The 25,261-nt window shown below is 57.6% G+C and carries 22 protein-coding genes; 9 read left to right on the top strand and 13 right to left on the bottom strand.

Annotated elements, in window-relative coordinates:
- The first annotated feature begins 3 nt into the window (after positions 1-3).
- Both glmS and ACR0NE_RS12955 read left to right on the top strand, forming a co-directional pair.
- On the top strand, positions 4-1,827 hold the full coding sequence (gene glmS / locus ACR0NE_RS12960; RefSeq protein ID WP_170597047.1) for a glutamine--fructose-6-phosphate transaminase (isomerizing): 1,824 nt from the start codon (positions 4-6) through the stop codon (positions 1,825-1,827).
- A 6-nt stretch (positions 1,828-1,833) separates the two neighbouring features.
- Positions 1,834-2,517, top strand: a complete 684-nt coding sequence (locus tag ACR0NE_RS12955; protein ID WP_170597046.1) for a DNA alkylation repair protein — start codon at positions 1,834-1,836, stop codon at positions 2,515-2,517.
- On the opposite strand, the gene ACR0NE_RS12950 is transcribed toward ACR0NE_RS12955, so the two are convergent.
- The gene (locus ACR0NE_RS12950) at positions 2,505-2,918 is read right to left on the bottom strand and encodes a hypothetical protein (RefSeq protein ID WP_170404060.1); all 414 of its coding nucleotides are present in this window, start codon (positions 2,916-2,918) and stop codon (positions 2,505-2,507) included. The genes ACR0NE_RS12955 and ACR0NE_RS12950 overlap by 13 nt on opposite strands.
- 91 nt (positions 2,919-3,009) lie before the next feature.
- On the opposite strand from ACR0NE_RS12950, the gene moaA reads away from it, so the two are divergent.
- Together moaA and ACR0NE_RS12940 are read left to right on the top strand one after the other, a co-directional pair.
- Positions 3,010-4,017: a GTP 3',8-cyclase MoaA gene (gene moaA / locus ACR0NE_RS12945; protein WP_170511552.1), complete on the top strand. Its 1,008-nt coding sequence runs from the start codon at positions 3,010-3,012 to the stop codon at positions 4,015-4,017.
- A 1-nt stretch (position 4,018) separates the two neighbouring features.
- Positions 4,019-5,317: a 3-deoxy-D-manno-octulosonic acid transferase gene (locus ACR0NE_RS12940; protein WP_170597045.1), complete on the top strand. Its 1,299-nt coding sequence runs from the start codon at positions 4,019-4,021 to the stop codon at positions 5,315-5,317.
- A 74-nt stretch (positions 5,318-5,391) separates the two neighbouring features.
- Here ACR0NE_RS12940 and ACR0NE_RS12935 read toward each other — a convergent pair whose 3' ends face one another.
- From ACR0NE_RS12935 to ACR0NE_RS12915, 5 genes are read right to left on the bottom strand one after another with little or no spacing between them, the layout of a single operon-like run.
- Positions 5,392-6,555: a M20 aminoacylase family protein gene (locus ACR0NE_RS12935; protein WP_170404069.1), complete on the bottom strand. Its 1,164-nt coding sequence runs from the start codon at positions 6,553-6,555 to the stop codon at positions 5,392-5,394.
- 17 nt (positions 6,556-6,572) lie between these two features.
- Positions 6,573-7,736, bottom strand: coding sequence for a M20 aminoacylase family protein (locus ACR0NE_RS12930; RefSeq protein WP_170597044.1), 1,164 nt, complete (start codon positions 7,734-7,736; stop codon positions 6,573-6,575).
- 14 nt (positions 7,737-7,750) lie between these two features.
- Positions 7,751-8,917 (bottom strand): M20 aminoacylase family protein, encoded by a 1,167-nt coding sequence (locus tag ACR0NE_RS12925; RefSeq protein ID WP_170597043.1) that lies wholly within the window; start codon positions 8,915-8,917, stop codon positions 7,751-7,753.
- A gap of 22 nt (positions 8,918-8,939) precedes the next feature.
- Positions 8,940-10,106 carry an acetylornithine deacetylase gene (argE, locus tag ACR0NE_RS12920; RefSeq protein WP_170597042.1) on the bottom strand — a complete coding sequence of 389 codons (1,167 nt, stop codon included), beginning with the start codon at positions 10,104-10,106 and terminating at the stop codon, positions 8,940-8,942.
- A 5-nt stretch (positions 10,107-10,111) separates the two neighbouring features.
- Positions 10,112-11,932, bottom strand: a complete 1,821-nt coding sequence (locus tag ACR0NE_RS12915; RefSeq protein WP_170397103.1) for an ABC transporter ATP-binding protein — start codon at positions 11,930-11,932, stop codon at positions 10,112-10,114.
- 285 nt (positions 11,933-12,217) lie between these two features.
- Between ACR0NE_RS12915 and ACR0NE_RS12910 the strand changes: the two genes are divergently transcribed.
- The 3 genes from ACR0NE_RS12910 to ACR0NE_RS12900 all read left to right on the top strand — a co-directional run bounded on the left by ACR0NE_RS12910 (position 12,218) and on the right by ACR0NE_RS12900 (position 15,999).
- Complete coding sequence (locus ACR0NE_RS12910; protein WP_170404084.1) at positions 12,218-13,924, top strand: peptide ABC transporter substrate-binding protein; 1,707 nt, start codon at positions 12,218-12,220, stop codon at positions 13,922-13,924.
- A gap of 94 nt (positions 13,925-14,018) precedes the next feature.
- Positions 14,019-15,026 carry an ABC transporter permease gene (locus ACR0NE_RS12905; RefSeq protein WP_170397107.1) on the top strand — a complete coding sequence of 336 codons (1,008 nt, stop codon included), beginning with the start codon at positions 14,019-14,021 and terminating at the stop codon, positions 15,024-15,026.
- Positions 15,019-15,999 (top strand): ABC transporter permease, encoded by a 981-nt coding sequence (locus ACR0NE_RS12900; RefSeq protein WP_170397109.1) that lies wholly within the window; start codon positions 15,019-15,021, stop codon positions 15,997-15,999. The genes ACR0NE_RS12905 and ACR0NE_RS12900 overlap by 8 nt, the downstream gene beginning before the upstream one ends.
- A gap of 6 nt (positions 16,000-16,005) precedes the next feature.
- On the opposite strand, the gene ACR0NE_RS12895 is transcribed toward ACR0NE_RS12900, so the two are convergent.
- The 6 genes from ACR0NE_RS12895 to ACR0NE_RS12870 all read right to left on the bottom strand — a co-directional run bounded on the left by ACR0NE_RS12895 (position 16,006) and on the right by ACR0NE_RS12870 (position 22,734).
- Positions 16,006-17,142 carry an MFS transporter gene (locus ACR0NE_RS12895; protein WP_170397111.1) on the bottom strand — a complete coding sequence of 379 codons (1,137 nt, stop codon included), beginning with the start codon at positions 17,140-17,142 and terminating at the stop codon, positions 16,006-16,008.
- Positions 17,143-17,211: 69 nt separating this feature from the next.
- Entirely contained in the window at positions 17,212-18,489 is a 1,278-nt protein-coding gene (locus ACR0NE_RS12890; protein WP_170597041.1) for a DUF3422 domain-containing protein, read from the bottom strand.
- A gap of 107 nt (positions 18,490-18,596) precedes the next feature.
- On the bottom strand, positions 18,597-18,953 hold the full coding sequence (locus ACR0NE_RS12885; protein WP_170597040.1) for a VOC family protein: 357 nt from the start codon (positions 18,951-18,953) through the stop codon (positions 18,597-18,599).
- A 159-nt stretch (positions 18,954-19,112) separates the two neighbouring features.
- Positions 19,113-20,567, bottom strand: coding sequence for an NAD(P)(+) transhydrogenase (Re/Si-specific) subunit beta (locus tag ACR0NE_RS12880; RefSeq protein ID WP_170597039.1), 1,455 nt, complete (start codon positions 20,565-20,567; stop codon positions 19,113-19,115).
- Between the two features lie 13 nt (positions 20,568-20,580).
- Positions 20,581-22,152, bottom strand: coding sequence for a Re/Si-specific NAD(P)(+) transhydrogenase subunit alpha (locus ACR0NE_RS12875; RefSeq protein ID WP_170397119.1), 1,572 nt, complete (start codon positions 22,150-22,152; stop codon positions 20,581-20,583).
- 132 nt (positions 22,153-22,284) lie between these two features.
- A complete protein-coding gene (locus ACR0NE_RS12870; protein ID WP_170397122.1) occupies positions 22,285-22,734 on the bottom strand; it encodes a methyltransferase family protein in 450 nt (149 codons plus the stop codon).
- 196 nt (positions 22,735-22,930) lie between these two features.
- Between ACR0NE_RS12870 and kynU the strand changes: the two genes are divergently transcribed.
- A complete protein-coding gene (gene kynU / locus ACR0NE_RS12865; RefSeq protein ID WP_170597038.1) occupies positions 22,931-24,124 on the top strand; it encodes a kynureninase in 1,194 nt (397 codons plus the stop codon).
- Here kynU and ACR0NE_RS12860 read toward each other — a convergent pair.
- Positions 24,117-24,695, bottom strand: coding sequence for a TetR/AcrR family transcriptional regulator (locus ACR0NE_RS12860; protein WP_170397125.1), 579 nt, complete (start codon positions 24,693-24,695; stop codon positions 24,117-24,119). The genes kynU and ACR0NE_RS12860 overlap by 8 nt on opposite strands.
- A 99-nt stretch (positions 24,696-24,794) precedes the next feature.
- Here ACR0NE_RS12860 and ACR0NE_RS12855 point away from each other — a divergent pair, with 99 nt between their 5' ends.
- Complete coding sequence (locus tag ACR0NE_RS12855) at positions 24,795-25,259, top strand: (2Fe-2S)-binding protein (protein ID WP_170397127.1); 465 nt, start codon at positions 24,795-24,797, stop codon at positions 25,257-25,259.
- The last annotated feature ends 2 nt before the right edge of the window (positions 25,260-25,261 follow it).

Raw genomic sequence — 25,261 nt, 5'->3', positions numbered from 1 at the left:
GTTATGTGTGGAATTGTTGGTGTTCTGGGCAGTCACGAAGCTGCCCCTATCCTGGTCGAAGCACTGAAGCGGCTTGAGTATCGCGGTTATGACAGCGCCGGTATCGCGACTGTGAACGATGGAGCATTGGGCCGTCGGAGGGCTGTCGGCAAGTTGGTGAACCTAAGCGACCTTCTGGTTCATAACCCCCTTCCAGGTAAATCCGGTATCGGTCACACACGCTGGGCCACCCATGGTGCCCCATCGGTTAACAATGCACATCCGCACAAGGCCGGGCCTGTCGCCGTAGTGCACAACGGCATCGTTGAAAACTATCGTGAACTGCGGGCCGAACTGGCCGAGAATGGGGTCGGTTTCGTGACGGATACCGACACTGAAACCGTCGCCCTGATGACGGAACGCTACATGTCCGAAGGGCTGTCTCCGGTCGACGCCGCGTTTAAAACCATTGATCGGCTTAAGGGCGCCTTTGCGCTCGCCTTTCTGTTCGACGGTCAAGAAGACCTGATTGTTGCGGCGCGCAAGGGCTCGCCCCTTGCAATTGGTCACGGCGACGGTGAGATGTTTGTCGGGTCTGACGCAATCGCGCTGGCCCCCCTGACGGATCGCATCACCTATCTTGAGGAAGGCGATCGTGCGGTTCTGACCCGCACGTCGCTTGAGATTCGAACCGAATCGGGAGAGCTTGCCAACCGCGAAATTCGGCAGATTCAAATCGATCAGACCCGTGCCGACAAAGGCGGCCACAAGCATTATATGGCCAAGGAAATTGCCGAGCAGCCTGTTGTGGTGGCCGAAGCCATCCGCTCGTATCTTCCGACCGGAGGCGATCAGGTTGTATTACCCGGCGACGGTCTGGATTTCACCAAGCTGGACCGTCTGACCATGGTGGCTTGCGGCACGGCATTCTATGCTTGCCTGACGGCAAAATACTGGTTCGAACAGTTGGCCAAGATGCCGGTTGAAGTCGATATCGCCAGCGAGTTCCGCTATCGCGAGCCTCCAATCTCGGACCGGACGTTGGCGTTGTTTGTAAGCCAGTCGGGCGAAACCGCCGACACGCTTGCTGCCCTGCGCTATTGCGAGGGCAAGGCGGACAAGATTGTCTCGGTCGTGAATGTCGCGGAAAGCTCGATTGAGCGCGAAAGCGATGTGGCGTTGCCGATCCATGCGGGTGTTGAGATCGGTGTTGCTTCGACCAAGGCGTTCACCTGTCAGCTTAGCGTGTTGCTGATGCTTGCCCTCAAGGCCGCTGCAGATCGAGGCACGCTTAGCGATGAAGAGATCGCCGATCACGCGGCCGCCCTTCGCGGTTTGCCGACTGTTCTGAATGCTGCGCTGGATCAAAATGACGCTATTCGCCAATCTGCCCAGCGCCTGTCCGAGGCGCGCGACGTGCTGTTCCTGGGCCGTGGCCTCATGTACCCGCTGGCGATGGAAGGCGCGCTGAAACTCAAGGAAATCAGCTATATTCACGCTGAAGGCTATGCCTCGGGTGAGTTGAAGCACGGCCCCATCGCCTTGATCGACAAGCATATGCCGGTTGTTGTCATGGCCCCGCGCGACGCAGTTTTCGACAAGACAGTTTCGAACATGCAGGAGGTGATGGCGCGCAAGGGCAAGGTTATCCTTGTCTCGGATGATGACGGTATCGCTGAGGCAGAAGATGGAGTTTGGAGCACGATCCGTATGCCACATGTGCACACCAGCCTTGCCCCGATTCTCTATTCGGTGCCCGCGCAATTGCTAGCCTACCACACGGCGGTGGCCAAAGGCACAGATGTTGATCAGCCCCGTAATCTGGCAAAATCCGTCACGGTTGAGTGATCAGGTATGCAAGCCTATCTTGAGCAGATCAAAGCCCATGCCGATCCCGAACGCGCAGAACAGGTGGCGGCCTATCACAAGGTAGACCGCCCCTATCTGGGTGTTCCGAACCCGGTTCTGAACGATCTGACCAAGGCGTGGCGACGCGAACTTGAGGTCGCTGACCGCTTCTCCGTCGCCGATGGGTTGTGGCAGACCAACATTCACGAGGCGCGGGTCGCGGCAGCAAAGCTGCTGACCCAAGCCCGTATCCGACCGGATGACGCGGTGTGGGACCTGCTGCAAAGCTGGCTACCGGATTTTGACGCCTGGGCCGTGGCCGATCATGCCTGTATGGCGATACAAAAGCGTCTTTCGGCTGATCCAACCCGGCTGGATCAGGTCGAACGTTGGACCACGTCGGGCCACATGTGGACCAAACGCGCCGCGCTGGTCGCCACCTTGCCCTGGACCAAACAGAACCATCCCAAACCGGAAGACCTGGCATGTCGCGACCGTATACTCGGCTGGGCTGCCACGTATGTCTCCGATCGGGAATGGTTTATCCAGAAGGCCATCGCATGGTGGCTGCGCGAATTGTCAAAGCATGATCCAGAGCGCGTAGTCGCGTTTCTGGAAACGCACGGCGCAAACATGAAACCCTTTGCCCGCAAAGAGGCTGGGAAATACCTGCGCGCTCAGTCGGAATAGACTTCCAGTTCCACCAACTCGTCATATGGCACCAACAGCGCGCGCATGGCTTCAAGCGACAGCCGTCCGCCACCGCCTTCGGGGCCTGGTGCGGGAACAAGCGTGACATAGGCCTGCGCACCCGTGCGCGGCACAACCACGCGGCCGTTGATTTCAGTTTGCACCAGAGGCGTCTGCAACCAGCGCCCCGGTGTGTTGGGATCGCCCAGCCCGGCAACGGTCGTTTTGGCGCCAGACCACCCTGCGGCAGCCACAGGCTCAGGAGTTACCTCCGTCGCCTCTGCTGTAACGGGTTCAGCCGCCGTCTCGTTGGATGAACTTCCGAACACCCGATCCGTCGTGGACCGAACGGCATCGCAACCGGCAACGAGGCTAAAAGCTAAAACCAAAGCATATTTCATAACACAAAACCTAGAGCGCTGCGCCTAACTGTACCAGTCCAAAACGCAGATGGCACTTGCCGCGAACATGCCTCCGCTTTACCTATGAGCCATGACAGCTCCGCTTATAGACCCGTTTGCCCGCGCCATCACCTATCTTCGCGTCTCCGTTACGGATCGCTGCGATTTCCGCTGCGTTTACTGCATGTCCGAAGATATGAAGTTTCTTCCCAAGAAAGACCTTCTGACTCTGGAAGAGTTGGATCGTATGTGCACGACTTTCGTCAATTTGGGCGTCGAGAAATTGCGCATCACCGGGGGCGAACCACTGGTTAGGCGAAACATCATGTCATTCTTCAACAGCATGACCCGACATCTGGACAGCGGCGCCCTGAAGGAGCTGACGCTGACAACCAACGGATCACAATTGCACCGATTTGCGGATGATCTTTTCGCAGCGGGCGTGCGGCGCGTGAATGTCTCGCTCGATACGCTGGATGAAGACAAATTTGCCAAAGTCACCCGATGGGGCCGCCTGAAACAGGTGCTGAACGGCATTGACGCAGCACAAAAGGCTGGCCTGCGGATCAAGATCAACGCTGTCGCTCTGAAAGGGTTCAACGAGCCCGAGCTACCCAAGATCACCGAATGGTGTGCCGAACGTGATATGGATCTGACCTGGATCGAGGTGATGCCCATGGGCGACATAGGCAACGAAGACCGGCTGGATCAGTATTGGTCGCTCAAAGACGTCCGCAAGGAATACCAGAACCACTATACGGTCACTGATCTGGCCGAACGGACAGGTGGTCCGGCGCGGTATGTCAGGCTTGAAGAGACCGGTCAAAAGATCGGTTTCATAACGCCACTCAGCCATAACTTCTGCGAAAGCTGCAACCGCGTGCGCCTGACCTGCACTGGTGAGATCTACATGTGCCTTGGCCAGGAAGATATGGCTGATCTGCGCGCACCCCTGCGCGATCATCCCGATACCGAGAAACCGTTGGAAGACGCGATCCGTGCAGCCATCAACCTCAAGCCCAAGGGCCATGATTTCGACTATTCCCGGCAAGCCGTCGACGGTCAGATGAGCCGCCACATGAGTCATACGGGCGGCTGAGATGCCCGGCACACCCGCGCAGCCAACGCTGCTGTACAAACTGTACTGCGGTCTCATATCTATTGCCGAACCCCTGATTTGGCGAAAAGTACGCAACAAACTGCACGCTGCGGGTGTTCCCGAAAGCCGCCAGCAAGAACGGCTTGGCCATGCCAGTTTGCCGCGCCCAGATGGGCAGCTGATCTGGTTTCACGCGGCCAGTGTGGGTGAAAGCCTGTCGGTTCTAAGCCTGATCAACCGTCTGGGGCAGCGCCTGCCGAATGCTGAGTTTCTCATCACCTCAGGCACCCCGACCTCGGCGACGTTGATTGCTAAGCGCTTGCCTGCCCGGACGCGCCACCAATATCCGCCATTGGACAGCGCCGCTCCGGTGCGCGAGTTTCTGGGCCACTGGAAACCCGATGCAGGCATCTTTGTAGAAAGTGAAATCTGGCCCCGCCTGATCGTAGAGGCCGCCAATCGCGCCACGCCACTGGCGCTCTTGAATGCCCGGCTATCTGACAAATCAGTGGACAGTTGGAACAAGCGCCCGAACACTGCGCGCTTCATTCTGGATCATTTCAAGGTATTCCTAACGCAAAACTCTAAAACAGCCGATAACCTGATCACCATGGGCGCTGATGCTGAGCGCGTCCAACCCGGCACCAACCTCAAGGCCATGTCTGACCCGCTGCCCGTAAATCAGGATGTCCTGACCAAAACCCAAGCGCAGATAGATGGTCGCCCGCTGTGGATTGCCAGTTCGACCCATACAGGGGAAGAAGAAACGGTTCTGGCAGCCCACAAAGCGTTGCTGCAGCGCTGGCCCGACCTGCTATTGCTGCTGATCCCTCGCCATCCGGAGCGTGGAGACGACGTTGCTAAATTGGTGAGTGATGCTGGTCTTTCGCATGCACGACGCAGCGCTGACCAACAGATAGCATCAGACATACAGGTCTATGTCGCGGATACATTGGGTGAAACTGGAACCTGGTACGCCCTCTGCCCCATTGTTTTCCTGGGGGGGTCGCTGAAAGAGATCGGCGGCCACAACCCGTTCGAACCGGTTCAGGCGGGGGCTGCGGTGATCACCGGCCCTGGTTATTTCAATTTTGCCGAGACATTTGAGCCGCTCATCAAAACGGGCGGCGCCGTCCGGATCAACTCGGCCAACGCATTGTCAGATGCTGTCACCCTCTGGCTGTCGGACAAAGCCGAACTGCACACCGCTCGAATGGCAGCCGATGCCTGCGTGAAAACACAGAGTTCGGCGTTGGATGCGGTGATCGAAACGCTCTGCTCCCGCCTGTCTCTCGGCTGACAAAACACACCGATCCCTCGTCATCTGGCTAAAAATACCTCGGGGGTGTGGGGGCAGAGCCCCCACCCTTCCGATCAAGCAGCAGGCATCCGCTGCTCAACAATCTCGGCCCACCAACTACACCCGGCAGGAATGGCCTCGTCGTTGAAATTATACTCGGGATGATGAACCATGGCCGTATCGCCATTGCCCACCAGAATATAAGCCCCCGGACGCTCTTCGAGCATAAAGGCAAAATCCTCACCCCCCATGACAAGGGGCGCCTCGTCACAGCTGCCCGAGACCGATTTCGCCACCTCGGCCGCGAAATCGGTCTGCTCGTCACTGTTCACCATCACCGGATAGCCACGAATATAGGTCACATCCGCCGTGCCACCAAAGGTCGCTGCAACTCCTGCGCAAATCTCGTTGATCCGTTTCTCGGCAAGATCGCGCATCTCTTTGCTCATGGTGCGTACGGTGCCTTTGATCTGCACCGTTTGCGGGATCACGTTGAACGCCTTCGAAGAAGTCTCGAACGACGTCACCGATACCACCACCTGATCAATCGGATCAGCATTACGCGAGGCAATCGTCTGCAGCGCCAGAACCGCCTGCGCCGTCATCACGGTTGTATCCACGGTCTCCTGCGGTTTCGCGGCGTGGCCACCGCGTCCTTCAAAGGTGATGTCGAACTGATCGGTCGCGGCAAAGAACGAACCCGGACGGATCGAGAAACTGCCGACCGGACGGCCCGGCCAGTTGTGCATGCCGTAGACTTCCTGAATATTCCAGCGCGCCATCATGCCGTCTTCGCACATTTCGCGACCACCGCCGCCACCTTCTTCAGCGGGCTGGAAGATGACCACTACAGTGCCGTCAAAATTACGCGTTTCCGAAAGGTATTTCGCCGCCCCGAGCAGCATCGCCGTATGTCCATCATGGCCACAAGCATGCATCGCCCCATCGGTTTTCGAGGCGTAATTCAACCCCGTCGCCTCGTGAATCGGCAGCGCATCCATATCAGCACGCAGACCGATGACTTTGCCACTCGAGTCTGATTTGCCCTTGATCACACCGACAACCCCGGTGCGACCGATCCCGGTAACGACCTCGTCGCAGCCGAACTCTTTCAGTTTGTCCGCGACCAAAGCACTGGTGCGGTGGGTTTCAAACAGAATCTCGGGGTTTTCATGAATATCCCGTCGCCATTCGGTGATTTCGGCCTGCAATTCGGCAAAGCGGTTCTTAACTGGCATGTCTTCTCTCTCCTAATTCAAGCCGCCGGCATCCGGCGCTCGACCATTTCGGCAAACCATGAGCATCCCATCGGGATGATCTCATCGTTGAAATTGTATTCAGGGTGGTGCAGCCCGGCGCTGTCGCCATTGCCCAGCACGATGAAGGCCCCGGGGCGTTCTTCCAGCATGAACGAGAAATCCTCGCCCCCCATCACCATCGGCGCTTCATCACAGCTGCCACCTACGGAAATGGCGGCCTCAGCGGCAAATTCCGTCTGTTCTTCGGCGTTGATCGTCACCGGAACTCCACGCGTGTAGGAGACTTTGACAGTGCCACCGAAGGTTTCAGCAATACCCTCAGCCACCTCGCTTAGCCGCGTCTCGATCAGGTCGCGCATTTCGTTCGAATGCGTTCGTACAGTACCGCGCACCTGCGCCGATTGAGGGATCACATTGAACGCTTTGGATGAGGTATCGACCGAAGTCACAGACAGAACCGCCTGTAAAATAGGGTCCGCGTTACGCGACACGATGGTCTGAAGTGCCACGATCAGTTGCGACAACATCACTGTAGTATCAATTGTTTCATGCGGTTTCGCCGCGTGGCCGCCTCGACCTTCCAGATGAATGTCGAACTCATCCGCAGCCGCCAGCAGCGGGCCAGACCGGATCGCGAACTGCCCCGTCGGCACACCTGGCACATTGTGCATGGCATAGACTTCCTGAATGCCGAACCGATCCATCAGACCGTCTTTGCACATCGCCTCGGCCCCATTGCCGCCTTCTTCCGCTGGTTGGAAAATCACAATGGCCGTGCCGTCGAAGTTCCGCGTCTCAGACAAGTATTTCGCCGCGCCCAACACCATCGCCGTATGGCCATCATGGCCACAGGCATGCATGGCGCCATCGGTTTTCGAGGCATAATCAAGGCCCGTCTGCTCCTGCATCGGCAGCGCGTCCATATCGGCACGCAGGCCGATCACACGACCCTGCGTGTCGGTCTTGCCCTTGATGACGCCAACAACACCGGTGCGGCCAATGCCCGTCACAACCTCATCGCAACCGAACTCTTTCAGCTTTTCAGCCACCAAGGCGCTGGTGCGGTGGGTGTCATAGAGGATCTCAGGGTGTTGATGAATATCCCGCCGCCAACCGGTGATTTCTTCGTGCATTTCGGCAAGTCGGTTCTTGATTGGCATCTGATCCTCCCAAATCAGGCGACGGGTAATCGTCGTTCCACCAGCTCAGCAAACCAGCTGCAACCGGCGGGAATGGCGTCGTCGTCGAAGTTGTATTCCGGGTGATGGCACATGGCCGTGTCCCCGTTTCCGATAAAGATGTAGGCTCCGGGCCGTTCTTCAAGCATGTAAGCAAAATCTTCTGACGGCATGATTGGATCGGTGCTGTCATTGACCTTGCCTGCCACGGCCTGCGCGGCCTCAGCAGCATAGATGGTTTCATCGTCCGAATTCACCGTCACCGGATAGCCCGGTGTCCACGTCATCTTAGCCGAAGCTCCAAAGGCCGAGGCAGTGTCTTCGGCGATCCGGCGCACGCGTTCTTCAGCGACCTTTCGATATTCTGGGTCAAGTGTGCGAACAGTTCCCCGCAACCGCACCGTATGGGCAATCACATTCGAGGCCACACTATCGGTTTCAAAAGTCCCGACGGTCAGCACCACCCTTTTGATAGGGTCCACGGTACGCGACACCACTGATTGCAAAGCTACAACAATGTGCGACGCAATCAGCGTTGTATCTACCGCCTCATGCGGGGCGGCAGCATGACCGCCTTTACCCGTTACAACAATTTCGAATTCATCCGAAGAAGCCAGCAATGCGCCTGGTCGAATGGCAAACTCACCAACCGGCATTCCCGGCATGTTGTGCATGCCATAGACTTCCTGAATACCCCAGCGCTCCATCAGCCCGTCCTGACACATGGCCAGACCACCTGCCCCGCCTTCTTCGGCAGGCTGGAAAATCAAAACAACAGTACCGTCAAAATTCCTCGTCTCGGCCAGATACTGCGCGGCGCCCAACAGCATCGAGGTATGACCGTCATGACCACAGGCATGCATCTTACTAGAAACCGTCGAAGCATAGTCCAGCCCCGTCGCCTCTTGAATGGGCAGCGCATCCATGTCGGCACGCAGCCCGATAACACGGCCTAGCGTATCCCGACGTCCCTTGATGACGGCAACCACGCCAGTCTTGCCGATGCCGGGCGTGATCTCATCCACACCGAACTCCTTCAGTCGGTCGACCACAAACCCTGCCGTTTCTTCCACATCGTACATCAGCTCGGGATGCATATGCAGGTGACGGCGCCATTTGGTGATCTCGCCATGCATTTCGGCGAGCCGGTTCTTGACGGGCATCTTTAACCTCTCCTTTGAGATGTTATTCGCAGAGCCTCTTTACCAGACGCTCCATAAATTTTTGACCTGCGTTGAATTGAGAAATCGTAATGAACTCATTCGGCTGATGGGCCTGCGCGATATCACCTGGGCCGCAGATAACAGCGGAATAACCAGCTTCCTGAAACTGCCCCGCCTCGGTGCCATAGCTTACCACATGTGTCGCATTGTCACCGGTGAGCGCGCGCACCAGCGTCTCAGCCTCGCCATCTTCTTCAGGCACAAGACCTGGGATCGAAAAATGCTCGGACAGCTCGATCCGGGCGTCGGGATGAACCGCTTGCATCCGCGCCTCGACTTCACGAACCTTATCGAAATAGGCCTTCTGCCAGACCGATTTTTCATCGTCCGGAACGGTGCGGAAATCCATCATGAAGCGACAGTCTTTGGCAGTGATATTATGCGCGGTTCCGCCTTCGATCATACCAACATGGCAGGTAGTCCAAGGCGGATCGAACACTGACGCAATGTCTGAAGGTTGCGCCGCCATATTCTCGGCGTTCCGATCATTGGCCCAATTGATCAGCGGCGCGGCCTCCATGATCGCATTGACGCCTGTGTGCATGATTGAGCTGTGAACTTCGAACCCCACCACATGCGTGTCAAAGCCAAACCCGCCCTTATGGCCGGTGACGGCCTGCATCATCGACGGCTCGCCCACAATCACGGCTGATCCTTTGGGCAGAACCTCCTGCATGTGGGCGATCATCGGCGGCGCGCCGGTGCAGCCAACCTCTTCATCAAAGCTCAACGCCAGTTGCAGGGGGCGTTTGGTGTCAGCGTGATGCGCCTCGACCAAGGCCCAGATCGCCAGCGCGTCAAAGCCCTTCATGTCGCAGGTGCCACGCCCGAAATGCTTGCCATCTTTCTCGGTCACGACAAATGGATCGGTGTCCCAAGGCTGGCCATCGATGGGAACAACATCAGTGTGACCTGATAGGACAATCGCGCCCTCTTCCCACGGGCCGACATGCGCGAACAGAGCCGCCTTATGCGGCTGATCCGGATCAGGCCAACGATGCGGTTCGATCCCGTGGCTTTGCAGATACGCCTCGACCCAATCCACCAGCGGTAAATTCGTATCGCGACTGACAGTCGGGAATGAGATCAGCTTAGTCATGATCTCTAGCGGAGACAGGCGCTCAGCCATGAGGGTCAATATCCGCTGTCAGTGGTCAAAACAAAATGGCCCGGTTCAACCTCGTTGTATTGCGAGGGTTCGGGCGCGTATCCAATCGGATGAATTGGCGACGGGATCGGTTTGAAGTTCAAGTCTTTTTCCGACTTGCGCTTGTTCGGGTCGGCAATTGGTACCGCCTTCATCAGTGCCTGCGTATAAGGGTGCTGTGGGTTCTCAAAAACCCGAGCACGCGGGCCCAGTTCGACAATGCGGCCCAGATACATCACACCGACATGGTGACTGACCCTCTCGACCACCGCCATGTCATGGCTGATGAACAGATAGCTGAGGCCAAGCTCGGACTGCAGCTCCATCATCAGGTTCAGCACCTGCGCCTGAACCGAGACGTCCAGCGCCGAAACGGCCTCATCCGCGATGATTAGCTTGGGATTCAGCGCCAGTGCTCGCGCAATCGCAATCCGTTGCCGCTGACCACCCGACATCTCATGTGGGAAGCGGCGCATGAAGCTGCGCGGCAGTTGCACTTTGTCGAACAGTTGCGCCACGCGGTCCTGCAGTTCTGACCCCGACGCAACCCCATAGTTCCGCATCGGTTCGGCGACCTGATCAACCAATTGCATCTGCGGGTTCAGCGAGGCGAACGGATCCTGAAAGATCATCTGCATGTCCAGCCGCGCTTTGCGCAGGCCGGCCTGGTCCAGCTTCATGATGTCGACACCGTCCAGATCAACCTCACCCGCCATCGGCTCCACCAATCGCAGGATCGAGCGCCCTGCCGACGACTTGCCACACCCAGATTCGCCAACGAGGCTGAGAGTCTGCCCCCGGTTCAGCGTGAACGAGACATCTTCGACTGCATGCACGTTCGAGATGGTCCGGCGCAGCAATCCGCCTTTCACCGCAAATCGCGTGGTCAGGTTCTTGACCGTCAGCAACACTTCGTTCGTACCCGGGATCGGAGCGATCTTCTGGCCTTCCTCACCCAGCAGTTTCATTGGCTCGGGCGCGGCTTTACCCTGCATCTCGCCCAATTTCGGAACCGCCGCCAGCAACGCCTTGGTGTAATCGTGCTGCGGGTTTTCGAAGATTTCTTTGACGGTGCCTTCCTCGACCTTGTTGCCGCGGAACATAACCACCACGCGGTCCGCCATCTGCGCGACCACAGCCATGTCATGGGTGATAAACATCACCGCCGTTCCGGTCTCGCGTTTGAGGCGGTCCATCAGCGCCAGAATCTCGGCCTGGATGGTCACATCCAATGCAGTAGTGGGTTCATCCGCAATCAGCAGGCGAGGCTCACACGCCATGGCCATGGCGATCACCACACGCTGGCGCATGCCACCGGACAGTTCATGCGGATATTGCTTTAAACGTCGCTCGGGCTCGGGGATGCGCACCTGACGCAATAGTTCCAGCGCGCGCTCTTCGGCCTGCGCTTTGTTCATGTCCTTGTGGATTCGCAATCCTTCGGTGAGCTGCCGTCCGACGGTGAAAACCGGGTTCAAGGCCGTCATCGGCTCCTGAAAGATCATTCCGATCTCATTTCCGCGAATCTGCTTCATCAGATCTTGATCGGCGTGGGACAGATCCATTTCCTCGCCGCCGCGGCGATCAAAAAGCAGTTGTCCGCCAGCAATTTCACCGCCGCCGAACTCGACCAAGCGCATCAGCGATAGAGATGAGACTGATTTGCCCGACCCCGATTCGCCCACGATACAGACGGTTTCGCCTGGATTAACCTCGAACGAGACGTCCTCGACGCCCACCACCGGGCCATCTTTAGTTTGAAATTCGACCCGCAGTTTTTTGATCTGGGCAATTGGCTGATCCAGCACGCGCGCTCTCCCCTTGGCGGCTTTTCGGATTGGGTGCCAAACGCTAAGGCGGGCAGATGTGAAAAGTCAAACCGATAGGTCAAATTTCGCAAGGCAAGGCTTGCAATTTTCCAAAACTCTGTTTCGATACGCCGCGTAACCGTTCTGGGGAGAGGTCTGAATACACGAAGGCGATACAATCGTTTCCGTTTGATTCCAAATCCTTATCCCTTTTGACGGCCACGCCTAACCCGCGGGCATCGCGGAGATAATCGAGACACGTATGTGTCCAACATGGAGTGTATGATGAAAATCAAAACCCTTTTGCTTGGTGCGATTGCAAGCACGGCAATGGCCCCGATGGCCATGGCCGAGCGTGGATCGGACGGCAATGTCAGCATCATTTACTGGCAAGCCCCATCGATCCTGAACCCGTTCCTTTCGGGTGGCACCAAGGATGTGGAGTCCGCGTCGCTAGTGATTGAGCCGCTCGCCCGGTACAATCAAGATGGCGAAATGGTTCCGTTCCTGGCATCTGAAATTCCGACAGTTGCAAATGGTGGCGTCAGCGAAGACCTGACCTCGATCACTTGGAAAATCGCGCCGGGAATCACCTGGTCAGACGGCACGCCATTCACCTCCGCTGATGTTGTGTTCACTGCAAACTATTGCATGGACCCAGAAGGCGGTTGTGCTCAGGTGACCAAATTTGAAGGTGTCACCAATGTCGAGGCTGTCGATGATCTGACCGTCAAAGTCACATTCGATGCGCCGACCCCGTTCCCTTACGGTCCGTTCGTGGGTGGTGAGAGCCCGATCATCCAGGCGGCACAGTTCGCGGATTGCATGGGAGCCAAAGCGCCCGAATGCACCGAGCAGAACTTTAACCCGATCGGCACAGGCCCATTTGTTGTCACCGAGTTCAAGCCGAATGACGTGATCACTTTCAAGGCCAATGATAACTACCGTGACCCGGCAAAGCCTGCGTTCGCAACGGTGACATTCAAAGGTGGTGGTGATGCAACTGCTGCTGGTCGTGCGGTCATGGAAACCGGCGAATTTGACTATGCCTGGAACTTGCAGCTTGCGCCTGAAGTGATCGCGCAGATGCAGGAAGGCGGCAAAGGTACTCCGGTCGCAGGCTTCGGCCCGCTGGTGGAACGCATCATGCTGAACCAGACAAACCCGTCGCCAGATCTGCCGGAGGGCGAGCGTTCGACTGCAAAGCATCCGCACCCGTTCCTGCAGGACCCTGCTGTTTACAAGGCCATGTCGCTGGCCATCGACCGGCCGCTGCTGGTTGAAATCGGCTACGGTCAGGCCGGTAAGGTTACCTGCAATTGGGTACCTGCGCCTGCCGCGGTGAATTCCGACACATTCAGCTGCGATACTCAGGATATCGAAGGTGCCAAGAAGCTTCTGGATGACGCGGGTATCGTAGATTCCGATGGCGATGGCATCCGTGAAAAAGACGGTGTACCGCTGAAGATTGTCTACCAGACCTCTACCAACGCAGTTCGCCAGGACTTCCAGGCGCTGATCAAAGAATGGTGGAGCCAAATCGGTATCGAAACTGAGCTGCGCAACATCAATGCTTCGGTCTTCTTTGGTGGTGATCCGGGTTCGCCTGACACCTTCCAGAAGTTCTATGCCGACGTTGAAATGTATGCCAACACCTTCAACGGCACTGACCCGCAGTCCTATCTGGGCAACGGCCTGTGCGACAAGGCACCCAAGCCTGAAAGCCAGTGGCAGGGCGAGAACATCAGCCGTTTCTGCAACGAAGAGTTCGACAAGCTGCATGGCAAGCTGGCCGAAACCGCAGGTGCGGATGAGCGCGCACAGATCGCGCGTCAGCTGAACGACATCATGGTTGAAAATGGCGGCATGATCCCGCTGGTGCACCGTGGTCGTCTGTCGGCACACGCCAACACGCTGGGTGGCGTTGTCCTGAACGTTTGGGACAGCGAGCTGTGGAACATTGCGGACTGGTACCGCAAGACCGGTTCCTAAGCGTTAATCTTGCAAAACCGCGCCCCGACCCATATCGGGGCGCGGTCATTTGCAGACCACTCCAACAAGAAGACGCATATAAAGGCGCCTCTTAATGCTCAACTTTACCATCAGACGACTGGTGCTGGCCGTTCCCACGCTACTGTTCATCAGCCTCGTCATCTTCCTGCTCCTCGAACTCGCACCCGGCGATCCGATGGCGCAGGTTCCACTTACCGTCCCCCCCGAAGTCAAAGAGAAGATGCGCGAGGCACTGGGCCTCGGTCAGCCGATGCATATCCGGTTCTGGAAATGGATCGTGCAGTTCTTCTGGATCGAACCGCAGGTTCTGGTCGACTCGATCTTTGGTACAACCTTCTCCGAAGGTGACCTGCGCGTGATTTCGTGGCAGACCCGCTCACCCGTCATGGACATCGTCGTTCAGCGCATCCCGCAGACCCTGTGGGTTGTTGGCACCGCTTATGTAGTCGCCATCCTGATCGCCCTGCCCATCGGTATCTATTCGGCCTATCGCCAGTATTCCTGGTTCGACCAAATGGGCACATTCGTGTCGATGGTCGGCTTCTCGGTACCGCCGTTCTTCTCGGGCGTATTGGTGATCGTGATCTTCTCAGTCCAGCTTGGGTGGTTCCCGTCGATCTATGACACTACCCATGTGGTCAATAGCTGGGACAGCTTTGTTGTACAGCTGAAACAGATGATCATGCCGGTCATGGTTCTGGCTCTGCAGATCACCGCACAGCTCAGCCGATTCATGCGCGCCTCGATGCTGGACAACCTTAATCAGGATTATGTCCGCACCGCCCGCGCCAAGGGCCTCAGCGAATACACGGTCGTCATGGTCCACGTCCTGCGCAACTCGATGATCCCTGTGGTCACCGTTATCGCGCTGGGTATTCCGGCCATCTTCGGCGGAGCGATCATTACCGAGCAGGTGTTCAAAGTGAACGGAATCGGCCAGTTGCTGATCGGGGCTATTCAGGCCAATGACTTGCCGATGGTCCAAACCCTGACCTTCATCTTTGCCGTGCTGATCGTCCTGTTCAATCTGATCGCCGACGTTCTCTATGGCATTCTGGACCCGAGGATTCGTTATGACTGATCATGATCGTACCGATACACTGGTCCCGGACGAAGGGCTTGCGCCCGCCTCGACAGCGCTGCCAACCACCGATGTGATGGAAGAACTGGCCACCCCACCGCGGAGCCAATGGCGCGATGTCTGGGATCAGTTCAAGACCCACAAAGGCGCGATGATCGGAGCGATTCTGTTCATCTTCATCGTCGCAGGCGTCTATCTGGGCCCATACTTATGGAGCATCGACCCCACTCAGATCGACATCCGTTCGCGCAATCAGGGCCCCAGTTGGGCGCATCCCTTTGGCACCGACCAGTTGGGCCGCGATATCCTAGCTCGCATGATGTCAGGCGGTCAGACATCGGTGTCAGTCGGCATCACCGCGATGCTGTTGGCGCTGTTTCTGGGCTCGTTCATCGGTGTTCTGGCCGGGTTCTTCAAACGGCTGGATGGCCCACTGATGCGCCTGACGGATCTGTTCTTGGCCTTGCCGTTGCTACCGCTGCTGCTGGTCATGATGCTGCTCTTCCGCGAGCCGCTATCTGCCGCCTTCGGGTTAGAGCGTGGAATCTTCATCCTGATCGTCTGCGCCATCGGCATCACCTCATGGATGCCCACAGCGCGGATCGTGCGCGGCGATGTGCTGGCGATCAAAGAGCGTGAGTTCGTTCTGGCCGCCCGGTCCATCGGCACCAGCAATGGCCAGATCATCACCCGGCACATCCTGCCGAATGTTCTGTCTCCGATCATGGTGTCGGCCACGCTGGGGATTGCAACTGCGATCATCACCGAAAGCGCGCTTTCCTTCCTCGGCCTCGGATTTCCGCCGGACTTCCCGACATGGGGTCGGCTGCTCTTCGATGGCGTCGACTATCTGCAGCAATACCCCGAGCGCGTGTTCTGGCCCGGACTGGCGATCTCACTAACCGTCCTCAGTGTAAATTATCTGGGTGACGGCCTGCGCGATGCGCTGGATCCACGTATTCGCGGACGTTAAGCGAACTTAGTCGGCGCGCTTCAGCGCGCCGGCCAATACGATGATCAGAACGGCCAGCGGTAAAAGAACTGCAAAGGCAAATCTCAGCGTCATCAACTCGGCCAGAAATCCGATCAGAGGCGGCCCGATCAACAACCCTCCGTACCCCAAAGTCGCGACGCTTGCGATCGCCTGTCCGGGCGGGACATGCGGGTCGTTGGCCGCACGGCTAAAGGCCAGAGGCATGATTACCGCATAGCCCACTCCCATCAGAGCAAAACCTGCCAAAGCCAATCCTGCCCCTCCCGCCGATACCACGCCAAACACGCCCAGCGCGGCGCAAACGCCGCCAAATCGTGCTGTTGCAACAGGCCCGAAACGCGCGATCACCACCCCGCCCGCAAGCCGGAACGCAACCATCGTGACCGAGAAGACCGCATAGCCCAACGCCGCGATACTCTCAGCCGCACCGGTGACATCGCGCAGGAAGATCGCACTCCAATCCGCAACAGCCCCTTCGCCCAAAGCGCCGCACAGCGCTGTGAAACCCACAAGGATCAGGGCACCCGATGGCAAAGCGAACACCGATCCAGGTTTCGAAGCCGATCGTTTCGAAGTCCAGCGTACCCAAGACAAAACAAGCGCAAGCGCGACGACAACGCCACCTGCTAGCAGAAAATGTTGCAACACCGACAGCCCCATCTGCACGGCACCGTATCCGCTGAGCGCCCCCAGCCCGGCTCCAAGGCTCCACATCGCGTGAAAGGACGACATGACCGGTTTGTCATAGGCCTGTTCGACCTCTGCCGCCCAGGCGTTCATCGCAACATCCATCGAGCCATGGAAAGCTCCGAACACAAACAGAAACGCCGCAAGCGACCAGAACCCGCCGGCGAGAGCCAAAAGAATCAGGGAAAAGGTATAGAGAACCGCGATAACCCGCGTGATCGCCACTGCCCCAAACTTGTCGGTCAAACGGCCTGTGATCGGAAACGAACACACGGCCCCTGCAGCCATGAACAGCAAACCAAGCCCTAGCGCCTCGTGCGTCAGATCCAGCCTGTCCCGAACCGCAGGTATGCGCGATGCCCAGATGCCGAACAGCGCACCGTTCAGGATAAACATGGCGGCCACAGCCCGCCACGCCGCAACAATACCGATCACAGGGAATCCTCATAAAATCTGCCAAACGCCACCCGTTCTACAGATCATTCGTCGCCCGGCATAGACCGCTTATTCAATTCGCTTCCGGATCTGGCGCACCCCGAACCAAACGGCAAGGATGACAGGCACGGTCACAATTGCCGTCAGCATCCCTTTGCTAATCCCGGCCTGCGTCAGTGGGTATAGCAAGTAGCTGACCAGAGACACCGCATAGTAGCTGATCGCCACCACAGATAATCCCTCGACTGTGTGCTGCAATCGAAGGGCCAGATCAGCACGCCGGTCCATGCTTTCCAGCAGAGCCTGATTTTGAGCGCTGCGTTCGACATCGACACGGGTACGCAACAGGTCGCCGGCGCGAATAGCCCTGTCGGACAAGGCCTGCAAACGTCGCTCGGTTGATTTCACCGTCCGCATCGCGGGGTCATAACGACGCATCATGAAATCGGCAAAACTCTGACGTCCATTGAATCTTTGTTCACGCAACACTTCGATGCGCTGATTGACAATCGCCTCATAGGCACCCGTGGCGCCGAACCGAAAAGAACACCGTGCCGAAAGTGTCTCAAGCTCGATCGAGGTAGACAGAAGATCCGGCAACAATTCGTCCGGGTGGGCTGTTTCGTCGGACATCTGCCCCATCAGGCGGGTCAATTGACCATCCAGTTCGCCGATGCGCGGCATCAATTGCTTGACCCGTGCAAATCCCAGCATCGACATTGCCTTGTAGGTCTCAATCTCGCACAGCCGCTGAACGATCCGCCCGGTCCGACGCCGCCCGGTGCCTTTCTTGACAAACATCGCAAGCCGCATATGCCCCGCCGGATCAATTCGGAAATCACAAGCGCAGATCGCAGCATCATCCAGCACCCGCGCCACTGCTAGGCTTTCCGGCTCGAACCACTGAGCCAGCGAAGCCTTTGCCGCCTCATCTCCCTCGTACTCGACGACGCGAATTAAGGCCGATGTCACCCGCTGCCCCGGGCTCGCCTTCAACCAGTCTGGAGGAAACACCTCAAAGTCTGCCGGATTGAATGCACGTTCACTGACATTCGGAGTGATCGCGGTATAGGTCACAAACTCGGTATGTTGTTCCCATTTCAGCCAATGACGCCCGATCTGACCCGCGTAGTGAGTGGCCTCTGGCTGAGGGTGCTGCGCGCCGTGGCGATCCAGCAGATTGATCAGGTGGGCCATATCCTCGCCACGATCGCGCGTAACCGCTTCTTTGGGCTTCTTGATCGCCAGAAACACAACCGTGCTGGGTAAGGGTGCAACCGGAAATGGGCGTGCATGCAGTTCATTGGCCAGCGCATAGCGAAGCGGATGATTGTCTATGGGCGTCATGTAAGGCTCCGGTGTATCACCGGCACTATAAGGCAGACCGACACAACATCAATTGTTTATTTATTTCAATTACTTACAAGGATACAACGGTATACAATCCCGCTATCTTATTGATTCGGCTCCCATAGCTCGATGGGATTGCCTTCAGGATCGTGGATGCGGGCGAATTTCCCGACCTCGCTGTCCCACTCCGGGTTCGTCTCGACGGTGATTCCGGCGATCTTTAATTGGTCGATCAACGCGTTCAGGTCATCAACTCGAAAATTGATCATCCACTGCTGCTCGGAGCGGCCAAAATACTCGGTGTCCTGCGCAAAGGGTGCGAACACCGTATATCCTTCCCGCTGCTTCCAGGGCACAGGATCGTAGTGATTGACGCCCAAATGCTTCTCATACCAAGCACTCAACGCCTGCGGATCACGGGCCCGAAAGAATATCCCGCCAATTCCATTTACCTTCTGCATGGTCTGCCTCCGACTATCCCGAACACTCGCCAAGTTTAACACAGCCCGCTTGCTTCATATGGCTAAAAAACCTTGAGGGGGTTGGAGGCAAGCCCCCATCTCATCACAAAAGAAAAGGGCGCCCTCAGGCGCCCTTTGCAATCAGATTGTCCCTTCTGATCAATCGATCATGGGCAACAGCTTGTCGAGCGAAGCCTTGGCGTCGCCATAGAACATGCGGGTGTTCTCCTTGAAGAACAGCGGGTTCTCGATGCCCGAATAGCCGGTGCCCTGACCACGCTTGGACACAAACACCTGCTTGGCTTTCCAGCATTCCAACACCGGCATCCCGGCGATGGGGCTGTTCGGGTCTTCCTGCGCCGCAGGGTTCACGATATCGTTCGAGCCAATCACGATGGCCACATCCGTATCCGGGAAGTCGTCGTTGATCTCGTCCATCTCCAGAACAATGTCATACGGCACCTTCGCCTCGGCCAGCAGCACGTTCATGTGGCCCGGCAGACGACCGGCAACGGGGTGGATCGCAAAGCGCACGTTCTTGCCCTTGGCGCGCAGCTTGCGGACCAGCTCGGACACCGACTGCTGCGCCTGCGCCACGGCCATGCCGTAGCCGGGGATGATGACGATACTATCTGCGTCATTCAGCGCTGCAGCTACGCCATCTGCCTCAATGGCAATCTGCTCGCCCTCAACAGCCATCTGCTCGCCTTGCGGGCCACCAAAGCCACCTAAGATCACGCTGACAAAGTGACGGTTCATCGCCTTACACATGATGTAGGACAGGATCGCACCAGACGAGCCCACCAATGCACCAACCACGATCAGCAGGTCGTTGCCTAGCGAGAAGCCGATGGCCGCAGCCGCCCAACCCGAATAGCTGTTCAGCATCGACACAACCACCGGCATGTCGGCCCCGCCGATGCCCATGATCAGGTGATAGCCGATGAACAGCGCTGCCAGCGTCATCAGGAACAGCGGGAAGAAACCGCCCGTATTGGTGTACCAGATCAGGCAGATGAACGACAAAGCAGCCGCACCCGCGTTCAGAGCATGACCGCCCGGAAGCTTGGTCGCCGCCGAGGTCACCTTGCCCGCCAACTTGCCATAAGCCACGACCGATCCAGTAAAGGTGATCGCACCGATGAAGATACCGAGGAACAGCTCAACATGCAGGATCGCCAGTTCGGCCGCGGTCTTCTTCGCGATCAGCTTGGCGAACGCCCCCAGATCGGACAGGTCTGCCTGAGACGCACTGTCAGCAATCGCCATGACTTGCGCCACATTGCCGATCTCGAAATGGGCATTGAATCCCACGAACACAGCCGCGAGACCCACTAGCGAGTGCATCGCGGCTACAAGCTGTGGCATCTCGGTCATCTGCACACGTTGCGCCACGTACTGACCGATCAGACCACCGCCCGCGATCAGCAGCAACGACAGCAGCCACAGGCCTGAACCCGGACCAACCAGCGTCGCAAAAACCGCGAGCGCCATACCAACAATGCCATACCAGACCGCCCGCTTGGCGCTTTCCTGGTTCGACAATCCACCCAGAGACAGGATGAAAAGGACAGCCGCAACGACATAGGCGGCAGTAGTGAAGCCAAATTCCATTTGCCCGGCCTCCTTAAGATTTCTGGAACATGGCGAGCATGCGCCGGGTTACGAGGAAGCCGCCGAAGATGTTGATTCCGGCCATGAAGACCGACAGCGCCGCCAGCAGAATGACCAGGAACGACCCCGATCCGATCTGCATCAAGGCTCCAACGATAATGATCGAAGAGATCGCGTTGGTGATCGCCATCAGTGGTGTGTGCAAGCTATGGCTGACATTCCAGATCACCTGGAAGCCCACAAAGATCGCCAGCACAAAAACGATGAAATGCTGCATGAAGCTGGCCGGAGCGATCAACCCCACCAGCAACATCAACGCACCGCCGACGCCCAGCAACGTGAACTGTTGCTTGGTCTGCGCTTTGAAGGCCGCGATTTCCTGCGCCCTTTTCTCTTCCGGTGTCAGTTCCTTGACCTCGGCCTTAGGCTGTGCCGCAATCGCCTGCACCTTGGGCGGCGGTGGCGGGAAGGTGATCTCGCCCTCATGGGTCACGGTCGCGCCACGGATCACGTCATCTTCCATGTCGTGATTGACCTTGCCGTCCTTCTCGGGTGTCAGGTCAGCCATCATGTGACGGATATTGGTCGCGTAAAGAGACGATGACTGCGCCGCCATCCGGCTGGGGAAGTCGGTATAGCCGATAATGGTCACGCCATTGTCGGTCACGATCTTCTCATCCGGCACCGTCAGTTTACAGTTACCGCCCTTTTCCGCTGCAAGGTCGACAATGACCGAACCCGGCTTCATGCTCTCGACCATATCTTTGGTCCAAAGCTCAGGTGCCTCACGGTTGGGGATCAGCGCCGTGGTGATGACGATGTCCATCTCGGGTGCCAGTTCCCGGAACTTGGCAAGCTGGGCGTTGCGGAATTCTTCCGACTGGACCGATGCGTAGCCACCAGTCGATGCACCGTCCTGCTGTTCTTCCTCAAAATCCAGATAGACGAACTCAGCCCCCATGGATTCGACCTGCTCGGCCACTTCGGGGCGCACGTCGAATGCATAGGTGATCGCACCCAGCGAGGTTGAGGTCCCAATCGCGGCCAGACCAGCCACACCAGCACCAACGATCAGCACCTTGGCAGGCGGCACCTTACCGGCCGCCGTCACCTGACCGGTGAAGAAACGGCCAAAGTTGTTGCCTGCCTCGATCACAGCACGGTACCCGGCGATATTGGCCATCGAAGACAGCGCGTCCATCTTCTGCGCGCGCGAGATACGCGGGACCATCTCCATCGCGATCACGGTCGCGCCCTTGGATTTGGCGGCCTCCATCCCATCTTCATTCCCAGCCGGGTTAAAGAAGGAAATCAGGGTCTTATCCTTGGTCAGACGCTTCAGTTCGGTGGCATCGGGCTGACGCACCTTGGCAATAATATCCGCCGCCTTCCAAAGCGAGGCGGCGGTCTTCATGACCTCAACGCCTGCGGCTTCATAAGCGGCGTCCGAAAACCCCGCAGCAGCGCCTGCGCCCTTTTCGATCAGGCACTCATAGCCCAGTTTCTGCAACTGCACAGCCGAGTCCGGAGTCATCGCGACCCGGTTCTCGCCCTTGTACGTTTCCTTTGGCGTCCCAATTTTCACCAGTCGGTTCCCCCTAATTTTTGATTCAGGCCAGGTGGGTGTTCAGCATAGAATGACAAGCAGACATGTATCCTGCGCAAGATTATTTCGCAAGCGCAGCAATTATGACGCTGTGTCATGATGACCACACCCTTATATCCATCGTCTGGTCTTGCGTTCATACCGGGCGAAATCGGCGCGGAATGTGCGGCGCAGACGGTCTTCCTCGGGTATGATAAAGCGGCGTTCCAGCACCCAGACAAAAACCGGGATCAGCACCAGCGACAACACCGCGTCAAAACGCAGGATCAGCCCGGTCAGGATCAACACATCACCCACATAGATTGGATTGCGGCTGCGCTTATAAATCCCGGTCTGCACCATGGTCGAGGGTGTTTCGTGCGGAAAGACCGTGGTTTTGTGCCGGCGGAACTCGATTACCGCCATCACGGCCAGAATGATACCGCCACCGATTAGTATGCCGCTGAGCAGATCTGTCACCGCCCCATCCAGAGACAACCCCAGCGGCAACACGCGGGCCTGGACCCAGGCGAGCAAGGCAAAGCCCACAAGCCAAACAGGTGGTATGTCGATCAGGCGCATGGCTGTCCCTTCACGCGGCGACACATGGTGGCAGATGTCGCTTCTGATCGCTCTCCTATCGTTTTCTGACCGCATTGGCAAAAGCGCAGGGTGTCGCATCGACCCAGGGCGCTGGACAACCCGCACCAATAGACAGACACAACGGTATCAGATAGCCAGTTACAACCTGACTGATTCAGAAAGACAAAGCCTCGCCATGACCGATTTCGCCAAAACCAAATCCATGTTTCACCTGCCCGAGGGTGTTCTTTATCTCGACGGTAACTCTCTGGGCCCGTTGCCGAAATCAGCCGGTGACCGTGTCGGAAGCATGATGAAGGACGAATGGGGTCAGTTGCTGATCACCGGCTGGAACAAAGCCGGGTGGATGGGTATGCCGACCGGCCTGGGGGATCGGATCGGACGGCTGATCGGGGCAGAGCCCGGCAGCGTCGTGGTGGGCGATACTCTGTCGATCAAGGTTTATCAGGCGGTCGCCTCAGCGCTGGAGCTGAACCCGACCCGCAAGGTGGTCCTGTCGGACAACGGCAACTTCCCGTCGGATCTTTACATGGCAGATGGGCTGTTGCGATCACTGGGGACGGATTACGAACTGCGCGTGGTCGATCCCGAAAACGTCGCTGCACATATCACCGAAGAGGTCGCCGTTCTGATGCTGACCGAGGTCGATTATCGCTCCGGCCGTATGCATGACATGAAGGCTTTGACCGAACTGGCCCACGCGAACGGTGTCGTGACCGTCTGGGACCTTGCCCATTCTGCGGGGGCAATCCCGGTCGATCTGTCCGGTTGCAACGCGGATTTCGCTGTTGGCTGCACGTATAAGTACCTCAATGGCGGTCCCGGCGCGCCAGCGTTCGTCTATGTCGCTCCGCGTCTGTCGGATCGCGTGCGCCCGGCGCTTTCGGGCTGGTTGGGGCATGAAGCCCCCTTTGCCTTCGATCTCGACTATCGCCCCGGCGCGGGAATCGAGAGGATGCGGGTCGGAACCCCTCCGGTCATTCAGATGGCAGCGCTGTCGGCAGCGATGGATATCTGGGACATGGCTGAAATGGCCGATGTGCGCGCCAAGTCAATCGAATTGACCGAATTATTCATTACCCGGGTTGAGGCTACCTGCCCGGGATTGACACTCGCAAGCCCCCGCGATCCAGCCCAGCGCGGAAGTCAAGTATCGTTTCATTTTGATGAAGGATACGCTGCCATGCAGGCTTTGATCGCGCGTGGCGTGATCGGCGATTTCCGAGCGCCCGATATCATGCGGTTTGGCTTCACACCGCTATATGTCGATGAAGGGGATGTAGAACAGGCCGCCCAAATTCTGGCCGATATCATAACCAACAAGCTGTGGGACAAACCGGAATACAAAATCCGTCAGCGCGTCACCTGACCTCAAGCGCCGCGCCCAAAAGCGTGGCCAATTGCGAAATGCCTTGTTCGAACTCTTCAGCGCTGGAGGCTGTCATCTTGACGCCCTTCAGCGATGTGGTGATTGTCTTTGCGGCCTCATCCGGGCCGACAGGCAAATGCGCGCGACCTGCCGCATCCTCGCGCCGTAACCATTCGGCGTAAAGTCGCGTCAATTTGGCCTCGCCCTCCTGAACGATATCCGTCGACATGGATTTGGTTGCGTCCAGCATTTCAAGCCCATGAGGTGAGGCCAAAATTTCAGCCATCCCGTTTGATTGCGCCTCGATCGCCTGAGCGAGGATCTGAGGCAAAGGACCTTCGCTGGCCAAGGCTTCAGCGACTAGGGTAACTTTCTCGCCATAATAAAACTGCGTCAGTTCGCGAACGATGGCCTCTTTATTCTTGAAATGCAGATAGACCGCAGGCCGGGACATCCCTGCCCCTTTGGCAATGTCATCCATCGAAGTTTTCTTAAACCCATAGGTCGCAAAGGCCTGAAATGCCGATTTCAGAATGGCCGCTGTCTTGGAATCTTCACTTACACTCGTCATGCGAGAACCTCTGACACTTCTTGTTCATTTTGTCAATTGACAAGCTGACACATTTCATTAATTATGTCAGAAACCAGCCAAAGCTAAGAGAGGTGCGCCATGGCGACGGCCCTTAAGATCAACGGAAAGACCCATCAGGTTGATCTGCCTGATGATGTGCCCTTGTTATGGGTTCTGCGTGATGAGGTTGGACTAACCGGTACCAAGTTCGGCTGTGGTGTGGCTGCCTGCGGTGCCTGCACCGTTCATATTGATGGTGAGGCCGTGCGGTCCTGCCAGGTAGCGCTCTCGGATGTTTGGGGTGATGTCACCACGATCGAGGGGCTTGGCACGCCTGACGCCATGGCAACGATCCAGAAGGCCTGGGTTGACCACCAAGTGGCCCAATGTGGTTACTGCCAGTCGGGCCAGATCATGCAGGCCGCATCGCTACTGGCTGAAAACCCGGCCCCAACGGACGAAGACATCGACGATGCGATGCAAGGCAACCTTTGCCGCTGTGGCACCTATCCTCGCATCCGCGCGGCCATCCATGATGCCGCTGCCAAGTTGAAGGAGGCTTGAGC

The sequence above is a fragment of the Ruegeria sp. C9 genome, assembly GCF_056537585.1.
Note: the sequence above shows the minus strand (reverse complement) of the source record. Positions and strands in the feature narration are given on the sequence as shown.

Excerpts from the sequence above, each read along its gene's own strand:
- glmS (WP_170597047.1), top strand. The coding sequence starts at position 4 with ATGTGTGGAATTGTTGGTGTTCTGGGCAGTCACGAAGCTGCCCCTATC.
- ACR0NE_RS12955 (WP_170597046.1), top strand. The coding sequence starts at position 1,834 with ATGCAAGCCTATCTTGAGCAGATCAAAGCCCATGCCGATCCCGAACGC.
- ACR0NE_RS12950 (WP_170404060.1), bottom strand. The coding sequence starts at position 2,918 with ATGAAATATGCTTTGGTTTTAGCTTTTAGCCTCGTTGCCGGTTGCGAT.
- moaA (WP_170511552.1), top strand. The coding sequence starts at position 3,010 with ATGACAGCTCCGCTTATAGACCCGTTTGCCCGCGCCATCACCTATCTT.
- ACR0NE_RS12940 (WP_170597045.1), top strand. The coding sequence starts at position 4,019 with ATGCCCGGCACACCCGCGCAGCCAACGCTGCTGTACAAACTGTACTGC.
- ACR0NE_RS12935 (WP_170404069.1), bottom strand. The coding sequence starts at position 6,555 with ATGCCAGTTAAGAACCGCTTTGCCGAATTGCAGGCCGAAATCACCGAA.
- ACR0NE_RS12930 (WP_170597044.1), bottom strand. The coding sequence starts at position 7,736 with ATGCCAATCAAGAACCGACTTGCCGAAATGCACGAAGAAATCACCGGT.
- ACR0NE_RS12925 (WP_170597043.1), bottom strand. The coding sequence starts at position 8,917 with ATGCCCGTCAAGAACCGGCTCGCCGAAATGCATGGCGAGATCACCAAA.
- argE (WP_170597042.1), bottom strand. The coding sequence starts at position 10,106 with ATGGCTGAGCGCCTGTCTCCGCTAGAGATCATGACTAAGCTGATCTCA.
- ACR0NE_RS12910 (WP_170404084.1), top strand. The coding sequence starts at position 12,218 with ATGAAAATCAAAACCCTTTTGCTTGGTGCGATTGCAAGCACGGCAATG.
- ACR0NE_RS12905 (WP_170397107.1), top strand. The coding sequence starts at position 14,019 with ATGCTCAACTTTACCATCAGACGACTGGTGCTGGCCGTTCCCACGCTA.
- ACR0NE_RS12900 (WP_170397109.1), top strand. The coding sequence starts at position 15,019 with ATGACTGATCATGATCGTACCGATACACTGGTCCCGGACGAAGGGCTT.
- ACR0NE_RS12890 (WP_170597041.1), bottom strand. The coding sequence starts at position 18,489 with ATGACGCCCATAGACAATCATCCGCTTCGCTATGCGCTGGCCAATGAA.
- ACR0NE_RS12885 (WP_170597040.1), bottom strand. The coding sequence starts at position 18,953 with ATGCAGAAGGTAAATGGAATTGGCGGGATATTCTTTCGGGCCCGTGAT.
- ACR0NE_RS12880 (WP_170597039.1), bottom strand. The coding sequence starts at position 20,567 with ATGGAATTTGGCTTCACTACTGCCGCCTATGTCGTTGCGGCTGTCCTT.
- ACR0NE_RS12870 (WP_170397122.1), bottom strand. The coding sequence starts at position 22,734 with ATGCGCCTGATCGACATACCACCTGTTTGGCTTGTGGGCTTTGCCTTG.
- kynU (WP_170597038.1), top strand. The coding sequence starts at position 22,931 with ATGACCGATTTCGCCAAAACCAAATCCATGTTTCACCTGCCCGAGGGT.
- ACR0NE_RS12860 (WP_170397125.1), bottom strand. The coding sequence starts at position 24,695 with ATGACGAGTGTAAGTGAAGATTCCAAGACAGCGGCCATTCTGAAATCG.
- ACR0NE_RS12855 (WP_170397127.1), top strand. The coding sequence starts at position 24,795 with ATGGCGACGGCCCTTAAGATCAACGGAAAGACCCATCAGGTTGATCTG.